We start from the raw sequence: 13,745 nt of genomic DNA, 5'->3' as shown, positions 1-13,745 counted from the left end.
TTAGAGCTTTCCTTGAACGAGGCCGCGAAAGCCGTAGACGATGCGGTCGCCAGAAAAATCGACCAGCTCGACCGTGCGCTGCTGGCCCGGCTCGAAGCGCACCGCGGCGCCCGAGGCGATGTTGAGCCGCATGCCGCGCGCGGCGTCGCGGTCGAAGCCGAGCGCGCCGTTGGTCTCGGCGAAGTGGTAGTGCGAGCCGACCTGGATCGGCCGGTCGGCGGTGTTCTGCACCACCAGCGTGAGGGTGCGGCGGCCCGGGTTGAGCGCGTGCTCGCCGTCGTCGGTGAGGAGTTCGCCGGGGATCATGGCGACTTCAGAGGGCTTGCGACAGCAGCGTGACGCCCAGGCCGGCCACGGCGGCGCCTGCCACGCGCGGCAGCCAGGCGTTGGCGTGTCGCAGCGCCCATCCGGCGGCGATGCCCGCAACGTGCAGCAGCAGGGTGGCGGCCACCATGCCGGCCAGCGCCAGCGCCGCGCCGTGGTCGCTCGCGAGTTCATGGCCGTGCGCTACGCCGTGGAAGACGGCGAACACGCCGACCAGGGCCACCGCCGCGCCCGCCGCCAGGTGCATGCGCGTGGCGACCAGCAGCCCGAGCACGAGCAGCGAGGCCGCGATCATCGGCTCGACCGCCGGCAACTGCAGGCCCGCGAGCCCGGCCAGCGCGCCTGCGAGCAGCATGCCCGCGAAGGCGAGCGGGGCCCACAGCAGGTCGGGCCAGGCGCGGCGAGCGGCCAGTGCGCTCCAGAGGCCGACCGCGACCATCGCGGCCAGGTGGTCGGCACCGGTGAGCGGGTGCATGAAGCCGGTGGCGAAGCCGTGGTGCATGCCACCGTCCGCGCCCGTGTGGGCGCTGGCCGCGAGCGGCAGCAAGAAGGAAAAGAGGGCGAGTGTCTTGGAGGCGATGCGCATGGCGGGTTCTTTCGGGGGGACGGCTCAGACGATGGGCTGGTGGACGGTCACGAGCTTGGTGCCGTCGGGAAAAGTAGCTTCCACCTGGATGTCCGGGATCATCTCGGCGATGCCGTCCATCACGTCGGCGCGCGTGAGCACCGCGCGGCCCTCGCTCATGAGGGCGGCCACGCTCTTGCCGTCGCGGGCGCCTTCCATCACGGCGGCGGAGATCAGCGCGACCGCTTCGGGGTAGTTGAGCTTGAGGCCGCGCGCCTTGCGGCGTTCGGCCAGCAGTGCCGCGGTGAAGATCAGCAGCTTGTCTTTTTCGCGCGGGGTCAGTTCCATGGGGTCGGCATTGGTGGCAGGGTTCGGCCATTATGGGCAGGCAGTCCCGTTGCAACAGTCGTGCCGCCGTTCGCCAAAAGGCGTACGCATGGCACGAAAGATGCACCGAAACGGTGTGAACCCCGCCCCGCCTTCCCCTGCCACCTCCGACGAGGCGCCGCAACGCATCGTCAAGGTGCGGCGCGACTACAACAGCTGGGTAGCGAGCGAGACGCTCGAGGACTACGCGCTGCGCTACACCCCGCAGCGCTTTCGCAAGTGGTCCGAATGGCGCGTGGCCAACACCGCGTTCGGTGCCGCCTCGTTCCTCATCCTCGAAGCGGTCGGTGCCACGCTGCTCGTGCAGTACGGCTTCGCCAATGCCTTCTGGGCCATCGTGGCGACGGGGCTCATCATCTTCCTCGCGGGCGTGCCGATCAGCGTGTATGCGGCGCGCTACGGCGTCGACATGGACCTGCTCACGCGCGGCGCGGGCTTCGGCTACATCGGGTCCACGCTCACGTCGCTGATATACGCCTCGTTCACCTTCATCTTCTTCGCGCTCGAGGCCGCGGTGATGGCCTATGCGCTCGAGCTCGCGCTCGGCGTGCCGCCGGTCTGGGGCTACCTGGTGTGCGCGCTGGTGGTTATTCCTCTGGTCACGCACGGCGTGTCGGCGATCAGCCGGCTGCAGCTGTGGACGCAGCCGCTGTGGCTGGTGATGCTGGTGGTGCCCTTCGTCTTCGTGCTCGTGCGCGATCCTGGTGCGTTCGCTGGCATCGTGCACTACAACGGCGCAAAACTGGGCGCGACGGGCTTCGATCTGCACCTGTTTGGCGCGGCGCTCACGGTCGGCATCGCGCTCATCACCCAGATGGGCGAGCAGGCCGACTACCTGCGCTTCATGCCCGTGCGCACGCCCGCGACGGCGCGGCGCTGGTGGGCCGGGGTGCTGGCCGGCGGGCCGGGATGGGTCGTGCTCGGTGTGTTCAAGATGCTCGGCGGCGCACTTCTCGCCTACCTCGCGATCTCGCACATGGTGCCGGTCGAGCGCGCGGTCGATCCGAACCAGATGTACCTGGCTGCCTACGAGTACGTGTTTCCGAACTACGGCTGGGCCGTGGCCGCGACGGCGCTGTTCGTGGTGATCTCGCAGCTCAAGATCAACGTGACCAATGCCTATGCGGGCTCGCTGGCCTGGAGCAACTTCTTCTCGCGCGTGGCGCACAGCCATCCGGGGCGCGTGGTGTGGGTGGTGTTCAATGCGCTGATCGCCTTCATGCTGATGGAGATGAACGTCTTCGAGGCGCTCGGCGACGTGCTCGGGCTGTTCGCCAACATCGCGATCGCCTGGATGATGGCGGTGGTGGCGGACCTGGTCATCAACAAGCCGCTGGGCCTGTCGCCGCCGGGCATCGAGTTCAAGCGCGCGCACCTGTGGGACATCAACCCGGTGGGCGTCGGCGCGATGGCGCTCGCCTCGCTGCTGTCGATCACCGCGCACCTCGGCGTGTTCGGGCCGCTGGCGCAGGCCTTCTCGGCGCTGATCGCGCTCGGCACGGCGCTCGTGGTGTCGCCGCTGCTGGCCTGGGCCACGGGCGGCAAGTACTACATCGCGCGCGGCACCGAGGGCGCGGGTGCGATCGCGTTCGCGCCGGCCACGGGCCCGCGTGCCGTGCGATGGGCGCGCATCGTGCAGGACGCGGGCGGCGACGGCGCGTACCAGCGCCTTCGGGTCCAGCAGTGCGTGATCTGCGAGCGCGAGTACGAAGGGCCCGACATGGCCCACTGCCCGGCCTACCAGGGCGCCATCTGCTCGCTGTGCTGCACGCTCGACGCGCGCTGCGGCGACCTGTGCAAGCCGCATGCGGCGCTGTCGGCACAGTGGTCGGCGGCACTGCGCTGGCTGCTGCCGCGCAGGAGTTGGCGCTACCTCGACACGGGGCTCGGCCATTTCCTGCTGCTGATGCTGATCGTGGTGCCGGTGCTGGCGGCAGTGTTCGGCGTGCTCTACCAGCAGGAGCTGCGCGCGCTCGATGTCAGCGCACTGCAGAGCGCCTCGCTGCGCTCGGGCTTCCTCAAGGCCTACATGGCGCTGCTGGTGATCGCGGGCGTGGTCGCCTGGTGGCTGGTGCTGGCGCACCAGAGCCGCAAGGTGGCGCAGGAAGAGTCGAACCGCCAGACCCGCCTGCTGATGCGCGAGATCGAGCTGCACCGCGCCACCGACCAGGCGCTGCAGTCGGCCAAGCAGACCGCCGACGAGGCGCGCGAGGTTGCCGAGCAGGCCAAGCTCGCGGCGGAGCAGGCGCGTCGCGCCGCCGACCAGGCCAACCAGGCCAAGAGCCGCTACATCAGCGCGATCAGCCACGAATTGCGCACGCCGCTCAACAGCATCCTGGGGTATGCGCAGCTGATGGGCGAGGACGCGTCGGTGCCGCCGCACCGCCGCCAGGCGGTGGCGGTGATCAAGCGCGGCGGCGAGCACCTGCTGTCGCTCATCGAGGGCACGCTCGCCATTGCCCACATCGAGGCAGGCAAGCTCACGCTCGATGCGCGGCCGATGCGCTTTGCCGACACCGTGCGCGAACTCGCCGACATGTTCGAGCTGCAGGCGGCCGAGAAGGGGCTGGCCTTTTGCTTCGAGGCCACCGGCACGCTGCCCGAGCTGGTGCGTGCCGACGAGAAGCGCGTGGGCCAAATCCTGATCAACCTGCTGGGCAACGCGATCAAGTTCACCGCGGCGGGCCAGGTCACGCTCCGGCTGTCGTATGCGCGCGAGTTCGCCTCGGTGGAGATCGAGGACACCGGACCCGGCATGACCGCCGAGGAGATCGCGCGCATCTTCGAGCCCTTCGCGCGCGGCGGCGCGGCTGCGGCCGCCACGCCCGGCGCGGGGCTGGGCCTCACGATCGCGAAGATGCTCACCGACCTCATGGGCGGCGAGATGAAGGTGCGCAGCACGCCGGGCGAGGGTGCGCTGTTCTGCGTGCGGCTCTTCCTGCCGCGCGTGCACGACGCGGCAGGCGGCCCGGGCCGGCGGGCGCCGGCGCAGCAGCAGCGCATGCGGCGCGGCTACGAGGGGCCACGCAAGCGGCTGCTGGTGGTCGACAACGAGGAAGCCGACCGCGAGCTGCTCGGCCATGTGCTCGCGCCGCTGGGCTTCGAATTGCGCAGCGCCGCGAGCGGGCACGACGCGCTCGACCTCGTCGCGGCCGGCTACCGTCCCGACGCGATGTTCGTCGACCTCGCGATGCCGGGCATCGACGGCTGGGAGACGATCCGCCGCGCGCGCCGGCTGGGCCTGGCCGATGCGGCGGTCGCGATCGTCTCGGCCAATGCCTTCGACAAGGGGCTCGAGAACGATGTCGGCATCGCGCCCGAGGATTTCTTCGTCAAGCCGGTGCGCCACACCGAGCTGCTCGACTGGCTCGAGCGCCGCCTCGGCCTGCGCTGGACCGATGCGGCCGCGGCGCCGCAAGCCGCCGTGGTCGCCGTGCCGTCGATGCGCCCGCCATCGCCCGAGCACCTGCGCGCACTCGGCGAGGCCGTGAACCTGGGCTACTTCCGCGGCATCATGAACCAGCTCGATGCGATCGACACCGAACAGCCCGAATGCCGGGCATGGACCGAAGCGCAGCGCGCGCTCGCCCGGACGTTCCAGTTCGAGCGGATGGATTGCGCACCGGAGGAACGGAGTGAGTGAACTGGCCCGAAGCATTGCCGGCGCCAGCGACCTGGTGCTGATCGTCGACGACGTGCCCGACAACCTCGCGGTGCTGCACGATGCGCTCGACGAGTCGGGCTACACCGTGCTCGTGGCCACGAGCGGCGAGCAGGCGCTGCAGCGTGCCGCGCAGGCCCGGCCCGACATCGTGCTGCTCGATGCGATGATGCCGGGCATCGACGGCTTCGAGGTGGCGCGCCGACTCAAGGCCGACCCAGCCACCGCACACATTCCGATCGTCTTCATGACCGGCCTGACCGAAACCGAGCACCTGGTGGCGGCGCTGGAGGCTGGTGGTGTCGACTACGTGACGAAGCCGATCAAGCCCAAGGAAGTGCTGGCGCGAATGAACGTCCACCTGCAGGGCGCCCGGCGCGCCCGGCAGGCGGCGCGCCAGGCCGGCCAGGCGCGCAATGCGCTCGATGCCTTCGGCTATGCGAGCTTCACCGTGCGCCTGCCCGAAGGCCGGCTGATCTGGCAGACCGCGCTCGCGCGCGACCTGCTGCAGCGCTATTGCCACACCAGCGCCCCCGAAACGCCGCCCGCGGTGCTGGAATGGCTGCGCCGCCATGCGCCCCGGGCCCGGCAGCAGGGCATCGAGCCGCCGGCGCTTGCCATCGACCAGGGCGCGAGCAGCCTCAGCCTGCGGCTGCACCGGCAGACGGGCGAGGACGACGAGGGCGACGAATGGATGATCGTCATGCGCGAACTCTCCGATACCGCGGTGATCGAGGCCATGAGCCTGAGCCTGAAGCTCACCGCACGCGAGGCCGAGGTGCTCTATTGGGTGGTCAAGGGCAAGACCAACAAGGACATCGGCGAGATCCTCGGCAGCAGCCCCGCCACGGCCAAGAAGCACCTCGAGCGGGTGTACGTGAAGCTCGGCGTCGAGACCCGCACCGCCGCCGCCGGCGTGGCGATCAAGCGCATTCGCGAGCTGCAGCCGCAGTTCGAGATCTGAAGGCAGCCGACGCGCGAATCAGCGCGATCAGCGCAGGCAGCGCTGGATGCGCTTCTCGTCCTCGGCGAGCTGCTGGCGCATCAACGAAAGAAAGTCGCGCGCGGTCGCCGAAAGCACTTTCCCCGCCGGCATCACGAGCACGCACGAGAAGAACACGTCGACCGAGAGGCGGCGCACCACGAGGCCGCGCTCGGCATAGTCGAGCGCGGTGACCGGGTTGACCAGCCCGACGCCGAGCCCGCGCAGCGCCATCTCGCAGACACTGGCCGCATAGGGTGTCTGCACGGCGGCCCGCAGCGCCACGCCGCGCTCGGCCAGCGCGGCTTCGAGCCACCGGTGCGACGGATCCTCGGCGTTCAGCGCGAGAAAGGGCACCTGCGCCAGCTGCTCCAGCGCGATGCGCTTGAAGCGCGCGAGCGCATGCCCCTGGGGCATGACCACCACGCCTGGAAAGCGCGCGAAGGTCGAATGCGCGATGCCTTCGAGCGGCAGCTCGTCGGCCATGAGGCCGAAATCGGAAATGCCCTTGGCCACGCGGTCGCGCACGTCTTTCGAACTCAGCACCTGCAGCGACACCTGCGGCCAGGGTCCGTCGCCGCGCTGCGCCTTGAGGCGTTCGAGCGCGCGCGGCATGAAGCCGAGGCCGAACGCGGGATAGCAGCTGAGTTCGAGCTGGTTGGTGCCGAAGTCGCGCAGGCTGCGCATCCGGTGCTCAATGGCGTCCATGCCGATGAAGACACGCTCGACCTCGGTCCAGAGTGCTTGCGCTTCGGGCGTGGCGACGAGGCGCCCGCCGGTGCGCTGGAACAGCCGCATGCCGGCCTGCACCTCGAGCCGCTTGAGCGACTGGCTGACCGCGGGCTGCGTCACGTTCAGCAGCGCCGCGGCCTTGCGCGTGGAACCGGCGCGCATCAGGGCGCGGAAGGTCTCGATCTCGGTGAAGCGCATTGATAAGTTTTCTTATCGCCTGAGTATTTCGGGCTGTGCGATTTTATTTCCAGATGCCTACGATCCGCTCACTTCCACCGTTGCAGACCCGCCGTGAACCCGTCGTCTCCCTCCCTTTCGAACTTTGCCGCTCCGGCGCCTGCGGGCGCACCGGGCCGCGCCGCGCGCCCGACGCGGAACCCGCGCCTGCAAGGGCTCCAGTGCCTGCGCTGCGACACGCTCTATCCGCTCGCGTTGGCGAACGATGGCTGCCCGGCCTGCCGGGCCGAAGGCGTGCACGTGGGTTTGCGCGCCAGCTACCGGGCCGAGGCGGGTGGGGCCCCGGTGCAGATGCCGTATGCGGAGGGCTTCACGCTCGGCGAAGGCGGCACGCCGCTCGTCGACCTGCCCGAACTGGCGCGGCAGTTCGGCGTGGCGCGGCTCGCGCTCAAGGACGAATCGAAAAACCCGACGGGTTCGCACAAGGACCGGATGACCGCGGTGGGCGTGGCGCAGGCGCTGGATTTCGGCGCCCACACGCTGGTGCTGGCCTCGTCGGGCAACGCGGCGATCTCGGCCGCCTACTACGCCTGGGCCGCCGGCCTGGGCTGCGAAGTCGCTGCCTATGAAGGCCTGCCGCCCGCCTACGCGCGCCAGCTCGACGCGCTCGGTGCGCGGCGGCGTGTGTTCTCAGACAATGCCGGCCGGTGGAATTTCGTGCGTGAGCGCTCACAACATGAAGGTTATTTCGCGCTGACCAACTACCGCCTGCCGGCGCTGGGCAGCGCGCCGCTCGCGATCGAAGGCTACAAGCCGATCGCCTCGGAATGCGTTGCCGAGGGCGGCCTGCCCGATCACGTGCTGGTGCCCACCGCGCGCGGCGACCTGGCCTGGGGCCTCTACGCCGGCTTTCGCGAACTGCTGGCGGCGGGGCGCATTGCGCGCCTGCCGCGCCTCTGGATGGTCGAACCTTTTGCGCGCCTCTCGCGCGTGCTCGCCGGCGGCGCACTCCATGGCGCGTACCCGGGACACACTGCGCAGTTCTCCACCGCCGGCGCCACCGTGACCTATCTGCAATGGCAGGCGGCCACAGCGTCGGGTGGCGGCGCGGTGGTGGTGGGCGACGACGCGGCGCGCGCGGCGCGGCGGACGCTCGCCAGGGCCGGCGTGAGCGCCGAACTGTGCGCGGCGGCCGGGCTCGACGCCCTGCGGCAATTGCGCGAGCGCGGCGCCATCGAGGGCGGCTCCCACGTGCTGCTGATGCTGACCGCCAGTGCCGCGCGCGACCCGAGCGTGCCGGACGCTTCCTGATCCATCGACGAGGAGATCGACACCATGTACCAACCGCGACGCCGTGCCTTCCTCGCTGCCGCCTCGGCCTCCCTGATCGCCCCGGCGCAGCGCGCCTGGGCGGCCTTTCCCGAGCGGCCGATCAAGCTGATCGTGCCGTGGGCCGCGGGCGGAAGCACCGATGCCATCGCGCGCGCCATGGCCCAGCGCATGAGCCAGACGCTCGGCGCGCCGGTGCTCGTTGACAACCGCCCGGGCGCCGCGGGTCAGATCGGCACCGAGGCGGCCGCCAAGGCCGCACCCGATGGGTACACGCTTGCGATCGTCGAGCTGCCGCACGCGATCGCGCCCGCCGTCACGGCGCGGCTGCCCTACGACCTGCTGCGCGACTTCACGCCCGTGACGATGATCGGCACCTCGCCGCTGGTCTTCTTCGCGGGCATGGGCGAAGAAAGCCGCGATTTCCGTACCTTCGTCCAGGCCGCGGCCGCCGCATCGATGCCGCCGGCCATCGCGCACAGCGGCGCCGGCACGGTGAGCCACCTGGCGGCGGAACTGCTCGCGAGCCGCACGAAGATCCGCTTCAACATGGTGCCGTACCGCGGCTCGGCGCCCGCGCTCACCGACGTGGCGGCAGGCACCGTGGGCGGCCACTTCGCGACGCTCGCCAGCGGCGCCAGCCTGCTGGGCGCGCGCAGGATCCGCCCGCTGCTCGTGACGAGCGCCCAGCGCGTCGGCCTGCCCGGCCTCGAGCAGGTGCCCGCGCTCGCGGAGAGCGGTCTCAAGGGGCTGGAGATCGACCAGTGGTGGGCCATGGTGGCGCCCGCGACCACGCCGCTCGAGACCATCGAGCGTCTGCGGCGCGAAGCCATCGCGGCGCTGGACCATCCCTCGGTGCGGGAGCGCATGACTGTGCTCGGGGTGCAGCTCAAGGGCTCCACCACGGCCGAGCTGCGCGCCTTCATGCGCGCCGAGACCGAGCGCTGGCGCAAGGTGGCGCACGACATCGGGCTGCAGCCGCAATAGGCGCTATAGGCCGGCCGCGCCTTGCGGCGCGTGTCAGCGCCCGGTCTGGACCTTGATCCGGATCGTGTTCACGTCCCAGCCCTTGTTGCGCAGCCGCGTCACCAGCATCGGCGAGAGCTGGCGCAGCTTGGCCGCGGCGGCGCTGCCGTTCACCAGGATGCACCAGACATCGCCCTCGGCCGGGCCGGCCTGGAGGGCAGGGCGCATGGCGGGCGGGATCAGTCCCTCGACCGCCCGCAGCCGCTCGCCGGCGTCGCGGGCACGCGCCATCAGGCTCGCCAGGGTGGGCGAATCCTCGGCGGCCTGCTGCAGCGTGAAGGAGGGGGCGGAGCGGCGATTCATCGGTAATACGGAGGTGGGAACAAGGCAGCTAAAATGCCAGGTTTGCCGACGCTTGCGCCGGTAGATCGGTAGTAGCGGCTGGCTTTCGAAGCTTGCATTCGAAGAAGGTGCGCCCAACTGCTTTCACCATATCTTAGGGAATCCGGTCGCAGTGCCTGTCGTCTCAGGTGCTGACCATCTCCACGCCAATGGCAACCAACTTCCTGACCCAGATCTTCGGCAGTCGCAACGACCGGCTCCTCAAGCAGTATCGCAAGACGGTGGAGCGCATCAATGCGCTCGAACCGGCGTTCGAGAAACTCAGCGACGACGCACTGCGCGCCAAGACGCAGGAGTTCAAGGACCGCGTCGCCAAGGGAGAAACCCTCGACGCGCTGCTGCCTGAAGCCTTCGCCACCGTGCGCGAAGGCTCCAAGCGGGTCATGAAGATGCGCCACTTCGACGTGCAGCTGCTCGGCGGCATGGCGCTGCACAACGGCAAGATCGCCGAAATGCGCACCGGCGAGGGCAAGACGCTGACCGCCACGCTGCCGGTGTACCTGAATGCGCTGTCCGGCAAGGGCGTGCACGTGGTCACGGTGAACGACTACCTGGCCAGCCGCGACGCCACCTGGATGGGCCGGCTCTACAACTTCCTCGGGCTCACGGTGGGCATCAACCTGCCGCAGGCCCCGCGCGAGCAGAAGCAGGAAGCCTACGGCAGCGACATCACGTACGGCACCAACAACGAGTACGGCTTCGACTACCTGCGCGACAACATGGTCTACGAGCCCGGCGACCGGGTTCAGCGCCAGTTGAACTTCGCGATCGTCGACGAGGTCGACTCGATCCTGATCGACGAGGCCCGCACGCCGCTGATCATCAGCGGCCAGGCCGAAGACCACACCGATCTCTACCTCGCCATCAACAAGGTGGTGCCCCTGCTCACCAAACAGGAAGGCGAGGCCGACCCGCGCACCGGCGAGGGCGTGACCGTGCCGGGCGACTTCACGGTCGACGAGAAAACGCACCAGGTGTTCCTGACCGAGGACGGCCACGAGAACGCCGAGCGGCTGCTGGGCGAGTTCGGCCTGCTGCCCGAGGGCGCGTCGCTCTACGATCCGGCCAACATCACGCTGATGCACCACCTGAACGCCGCGCTGCGCGCGCGGCACCTGTACCACCGCGACCAGCATTACGTGGTGCAGCAGGGCGAAGTGGTCATCGTCGACGAATTCACCGGCCGCCTGATGACCGGCCGGCGCTGGAGCGACGGCCTGCACCAGGCGGTGGAGGCCAAGGAAGGCGTGCAGATCCAGGCCGAGAACCAGACCCTGGCCTCGATCACGTTCCAGAACTACTTCCGGCTCTACAACAAGCTGGCCGGCATGACCGGCACGGCCGACACCGAAGCCTACGAGTTCCAGGAGATCTACGGACTCGAGACGGTCATCATCCCGCCGAACCGCATCAGCAAGCGCGACGACCAGCTCGACCGCGTCTACAAGACCACGCGCGAGAAATACGCGGCCGCGATCGACGACATCCGCGAATGCTACGAGCGCGGCCAGCCGGTGCTGGTGGGCACCTCGTCGATCGAGAACTCCGAGATCATCGACGGCCTGCTCACCGAGGCGGGCCTGCCGCACCAGGTGCTCAACGCCAAGCAGCATGCGCGCGAGGCCGACATCGTGGCGCAGGCGGGCCGCGCGAAGATGATCACCATCGCCACCAACATGGCGGGCCGCGGCACCGACATCGTGCTGGGCGGCAACATCGAGAAGATGATCGAGGCGATCGAGAACGACGAAGGCCGCGACGAAGCCACCAAAGAGGCCGACATCGCGCACGTGCGCGCCGAATGGACCAAGGACCACGAATTCATCAAGTCGCTCGGCGGCCTGCGCATCATCGCGACCGAGCGCCACGAGTCGCGCCGCATCGACAACCAGCTGCGCGGCCGCTCGGGCCGCCAGGGCGACCCGGGCTCGTCGCGCTTCTACCTGAGCCTGGACGATCCGCTGATGCGCATCTTCGCGGGCGAGCGCGTGAAGGCGATCATGGACCGCCTCAAGATGCCGGACGGCGAGGCGATCGAGGCCGGCATCGTCACGCGGAGCATCGAGAGCGCCCAGCGCAAGGTGGAGGCGCGCAACTTCGACATCCGCAAGCAACTGCTCGAGTACGACGACGTGTCGAACGACCAGCGCAAGGTGATCTACCAGCAGCGCAACGACATCCTCGACGCGACCGACCTCTCGGCACAGATCGCGGCGCTGCGCGAAGGCTGCTTCACCGACCTGGTGCGCCAGTACGTGCCGGTGGAATCGGTCGAGGAGCAGTGGGACCTCGAAGGCCTCGAAAAGACGCTCTTCACCGAATGGGGCATCGACATGCCCCTCAAGAAGGAGGTCGAGGCCTTGGAGGCCGTGAGCGACGAGGACATCGTCGAGAAGGTGGTCAAGACTGCCAACGAGAATTTCGAGGCCAAGGTGGCCATGATCGGCCAGGAGAACTTCACCCAGTTCGAGCGCATGGTGCTGCTGCAGAGCATCGACACGCACTGGCGCGAGCACCTCGCCTCGCTCGACTACCTGCGCCAGGGCATCCACCTGCGCGGCTATGCGCAGAAGCAGCCCAAGCAGGAATACAAGCGCGAGGCCTTCGAGCTCTTCGGCCAGCTGCTCGACTCGGTCAAGGTCGAAGTCACGCGCCAGCTCATGACGGTGCGCGTGCAGTCCGGCGACCAGCTCGACGAGGCAGCCGATGCGCTCGAGAGCCGCGGCGAGAACCTCTCCAACATCACCTACACCGCGCCGACCGAGACCGGTGAGGTCGAGGTGCGCCGCGACGAAGAGAACGAGCGCCGCATCGCCGCTGCGGGACTCGGCGCCGGCGGCCTGGGTGCCCAGGCCGCGGCCTTCGCGCGCGTCGGCCGCAACGACCCGTGCCCCTGCGGCAGCGGCAAGAAGTTCAAGCATTGCCACGGCAAGCTGAGCTGATTCCACGAACGTCCGGAGAAGAGATACCGCCATGCCCGTGAACCTGTCTGCTCCCGATCCCGCCGCGCTGTTCGCGGTGCCCGGCGTCCGCATCGGCGTGGCCGAGGCGGGCGTGCGCAAGGCCAACCGCAAGGACCTGACGGTCGTGCTGATCGACGACGGCGCGGCCGTCGGTGGCGTGTTCACCCAGAACCGTTTCTGCGCAGCGCCGGTGCAGGTCTGCCGCGAGCACCTGGCGGCCAACCACGGCATCCGGGCGATGGTGATCAACACCGGCAACGCCAATGCCGGCACCGGCGAGGACGGCCTGCTGCGCACGCGCACCACCTGCATCGCGCTCGCGCGCCATCTCGAGATCGCGCCCGAGCAGGTGCTGCCGTTCTCGACCGGCGTCATCATGGAGCCGCTGCCGGTCGATCGCATCGAGGCCGGCCTGCCCGCCGCGCTGGCCGATGCATCGGAGAACCACTGGGCGCGCGCGGCCGAAGGCATCATGACCACCGACACGGTCCCGAAGGCCGCGAGCCGCCGGGTGCAGGTCGGCGGCGCCACCGTCACCGTCACGGGCATCAGCAAGGGCGCCGGCATGATCCGGCCGAACATGGCGACCATGCTCGGCTTCATGGCGACCGACGCGAAGATCGATCCGTCGCTGATCCAGCCGCTCGCCAGGCAGCTCGCCGACGGCTCGTTCAACCGCGTGACGATCGACGGCGACACCTCGACCAACGATTCGTTCGTGGTCATTGCCACGCAGAAGGCGGCCCATGCGCCGATCACCGCGCTCGATTCGGCCGAGGGCCAGGCGCTCGTGGCGGCCATGCAGGACGTGGCGCGCGAACTCGCGCAGGCGATCGTGCGCGACGGCGAGGGCGCGACCAAGTTCATCACCGTTCAGGTCGAAGGCGGCCGCGATGCCGCCGAGTGCAGGCAGGTGGCCTATGCCGTGGCGCATTCGCCGCTGGTCAAGACGGCCTTCTACGCCAGCGACCCCAACCTGGGCCGCATCCTCGCGGCCGTGGGCTACGCGGGCATCGCCGACCTCGACCAGACCGGCATCGACCTGTTCCTCGACGACGTGCACGTGGCGGTCAAGGGCGGGCGCAACCCGTCGTACCGCGAGGAAGACGGCCAGCGTGTGATGAAGCAGAGCGAGATCACGGTGCGCATCGGACTGGGACGCGGCAACGCGAGCGAGACGGTGTGGACCTGCGACTTCAGCCACGAGTACGTGACGATCAACGCCGACTACAGATCATGACAGCCCCCACGCTCCGC

Annotated in this window: 11 protein-coding genes; 6 read left to right on the top strand and 5 right to left on the bottom strand. The window is 69.3% G+C overall.

Annotation, left to right across the window (positions count from 1 at the left end):
• The 3 genes from AC3A6J_RS25045 to AC3A6J_RS25035 are packed head-to-tail and all read right to left on the bottom strand — an operon-like array spanning position 1 to position 1,237.
• The gene (locus AC3A6J_RS25045) at positions 1–306 is read right to left on the bottom strand and encodes an urease subunit beta (RefSeq protein ID WP_487862708.1); all 306 of its coding nucleotides are present in this window, start codon (positions 304–306) and stop codon (positions 1–3) included.
• Positions 307–313: 7 nt separating this feature from the next.
• The gene (locus AC3A6J_RS25040; RefSeq protein WP_487862707.1) at positions 314–910 is read right to left on the bottom strand and encodes a HupE/UreJ family protein; all 597 of its coding nucleotides are present in this window, start codon (positions 908–910) and stop codon (positions 314–316) included.
• Positions 911–934: 24 nt separating this feature from the next.
• Positions 935–1,237 carry an urease subunit gamma gene (locus AC3A6J_RS25035; RefSeq protein WP_124466048.1) on the bottom strand — a complete coding sequence of 101 codons (303 nt, stop codon included), beginning with the start codon at positions 1,235–1,237 and terminating at the stop codon, positions 935–937.
• A gap of 100 nt (positions 1,238–1,337) precedes the next feature.
• On the opposite strand from AC3A6J_RS25035, the gene AC3A6J_RS25030 reads away from it, so the two are divergent.
• Positions 1,338–4,919 (top strand): hybrid sensor histidine kinase/response regulator, encoded by a 3,582-nt coding sequence (locus AC3A6J_RS25030; RefSeq protein WP_487862745.1) that lies wholly within the window; start codon positions 1,338–1,340, stop codon positions 4,917–4,919.
• Entirely contained in the window at positions 4,912–5,901 is a 990-nt protein-coding gene (locus AC3A6J_RS25025; protein ID WP_487862706.1) for a response regulator, read from the top strand. Before AC3A6J_RS25030 ends, AC3A6J_RS25025 begins: the two co-directional genes overlap by 8 nt.
• A 27-nt stretch (positions 5,902–5,928) precedes the next feature.
• On the opposite strand, the gene AC3A6J_RS25020 is transcribed toward AC3A6J_RS25025, so the two are convergent.
• Positions 5,929–6,849: a LysR substrate-binding domain-containing protein gene (locus AC3A6J_RS25020; protein WP_487862705.1), complete on the bottom strand. Its 921-nt coding sequence runs from the start codon at positions 6,847–6,849 to the stop codon at positions 5,929–5,931.
• Positions 6,850–6,942: 93 nt separating this feature from the next.
• On the opposite strand from AC3A6J_RS25020, the gene AC3A6J_RS25015 reads away from it, so the two are divergent.
• Together AC3A6J_RS25015 and AC3A6J_RS25010 are read left to right on the top strand one after the other, a co-directional pair.
• On the top strand, positions 6,943–8,139 hold the full coding sequence (locus AC3A6J_RS25015; RefSeq protein WP_487862704.1) for a pyridoxal-phosphate dependent enzyme: 1,197 nt from the start codon (positions 6,943–6,945) through the stop codon (positions 8,137–8,139).
• A gap of 24 nt (positions 8,140–8,163) precedes the next feature.
• On the top strand, positions 8,164–9,144 hold the full coding sequence (locus AC3A6J_RS25010) for a tripartite tricarboxylate transporter substrate-binding protein (RefSeq protein WP_487862703.1): 981 nt from the start codon (positions 8,164–8,166) through the stop codon (positions 9,142–9,144).
• A gap of 33 nt (positions 9,145–9,177) precedes the next feature.
• Here AC3A6J_RS25010 and AC3A6J_RS25005 read toward each other — a convergent pair whose 3' ends face one another.
• Positions 9,178–9,486 (bottom strand): hypothetical protein, encoded by a 309-nt coding sequence (locus AC3A6J_RS25005; RefSeq protein WP_487862702.1) that lies wholly within the window; start codon positions 9,484–9,486, stop codon positions 9,178–9,180.
• 188 nt (positions 9,487–9,674) lie between these two features.
• On the opposite strand from AC3A6J_RS25005, the gene secA reads away from it, so the two are divergent.
• Positions 9,675–12,467, top strand: coding sequence for a preprotein translocase subunit SecA (secA, locus tag AC3A6J_RS25000; protein WP_487862701.1), 2,793 nt, complete (start codon positions 9,675–9,677; stop codon positions 12,465–12,467).
• 31 nt (positions 12,468–12,498) lie between these two features.
• The gene (gene argJ, locus AC3A6J_RS24995) at positions 12,499–13,728 is read left to right on the top strand and encodes a bifunctional glutamate N-acetyltransferase/amino-acid acetyltransferase ArgJ (RefSeq protein WP_487862700.1); all 1,230 of its coding nucleotides are present in this window, start codon (positions 12,499–12,501) and stop codon (positions 13,726–13,728) included.
• Positions 13,729–13,745: the final 17 nt, after the last annotated feature.

The sequence above is a fragment of the Variovorax sp. Soil_C_39 genome, assembly GCF_057656815.1.
Note: the sequence above shows the minus strand (reverse complement) of the source record. Positions and strands in the feature narration are given on the sequence as shown.

What these genes read in the sequence shown, in the direction of transcription:
- AC3A6J_RS25040 (WP_487862707.1), bottom strand. Translation starts at nt 910, where the DNA reads ATGCGCATCGCCTCCAAGACACTCGCCCTCTTTTCCTTCTTGCTGCCG.
- AC3A6J_RS25010 (WP_487862703.1), top strand. Translation starts at nt 8,164, where the DNA reads ATGTACCAACCGCGACGCCGTGCCTTCCTCGCTGCCGCCTCGGCCTCC.
- AC3A6J_RS25030 (WP_487862745.1), top strand. Translation starts at nt 1,338, where the DNA reads ATGCACCGAAACGGTGTGAACCCCGCCCCGCCTTCCCCTGCCACCTCC.
- AC3A6J_RS25005 (WP_487862702.1), bottom strand. Translation starts at nt 9,486, where the DNA reads ATGAATCGCCGCTCCGCCCCCTCCTTCACGCTGCAGCAGGCCGCCGAG.
- secA (WP_487862701.1), top strand. Translation starts at nt 9,675, where the DNA reads ATGGCAACCAACTTCCTGACCCAGATCTTCGGCAGTCGCAACGACCGG.
- AC3A6J_RS25020 (WP_487862705.1), bottom strand. Translation starts at nt 6,849, where the DNA reads ATGCGCTTCACCGAGATCGAGACCTTCCGCGCCCTGATGCGCGCCGGT.
- argJ (WP_487862700.1), top strand. Translation starts at nt 12,499, where the DNA reads ATGCCCGTGAACCTGTCTGCTCCCGATCCCGCCGCGCTGTTCGCGGTG.
- AC3A6J_RS25045 (WP_487862708.1), bottom strand. Translation starts at nt 306, where the DNA reads ATGATCCCCGGCGAACTCCTCACCGACGACGGCGAGCACGCGCTCAAC.
- AC3A6J_RS25035 (WP_124466048.1), bottom strand. Translation starts at nt 1,237, where the DNA reads ATGGAACTGACCCCGCGCGAAAAAGACAAGCTGCTGATCTTCACCGCG.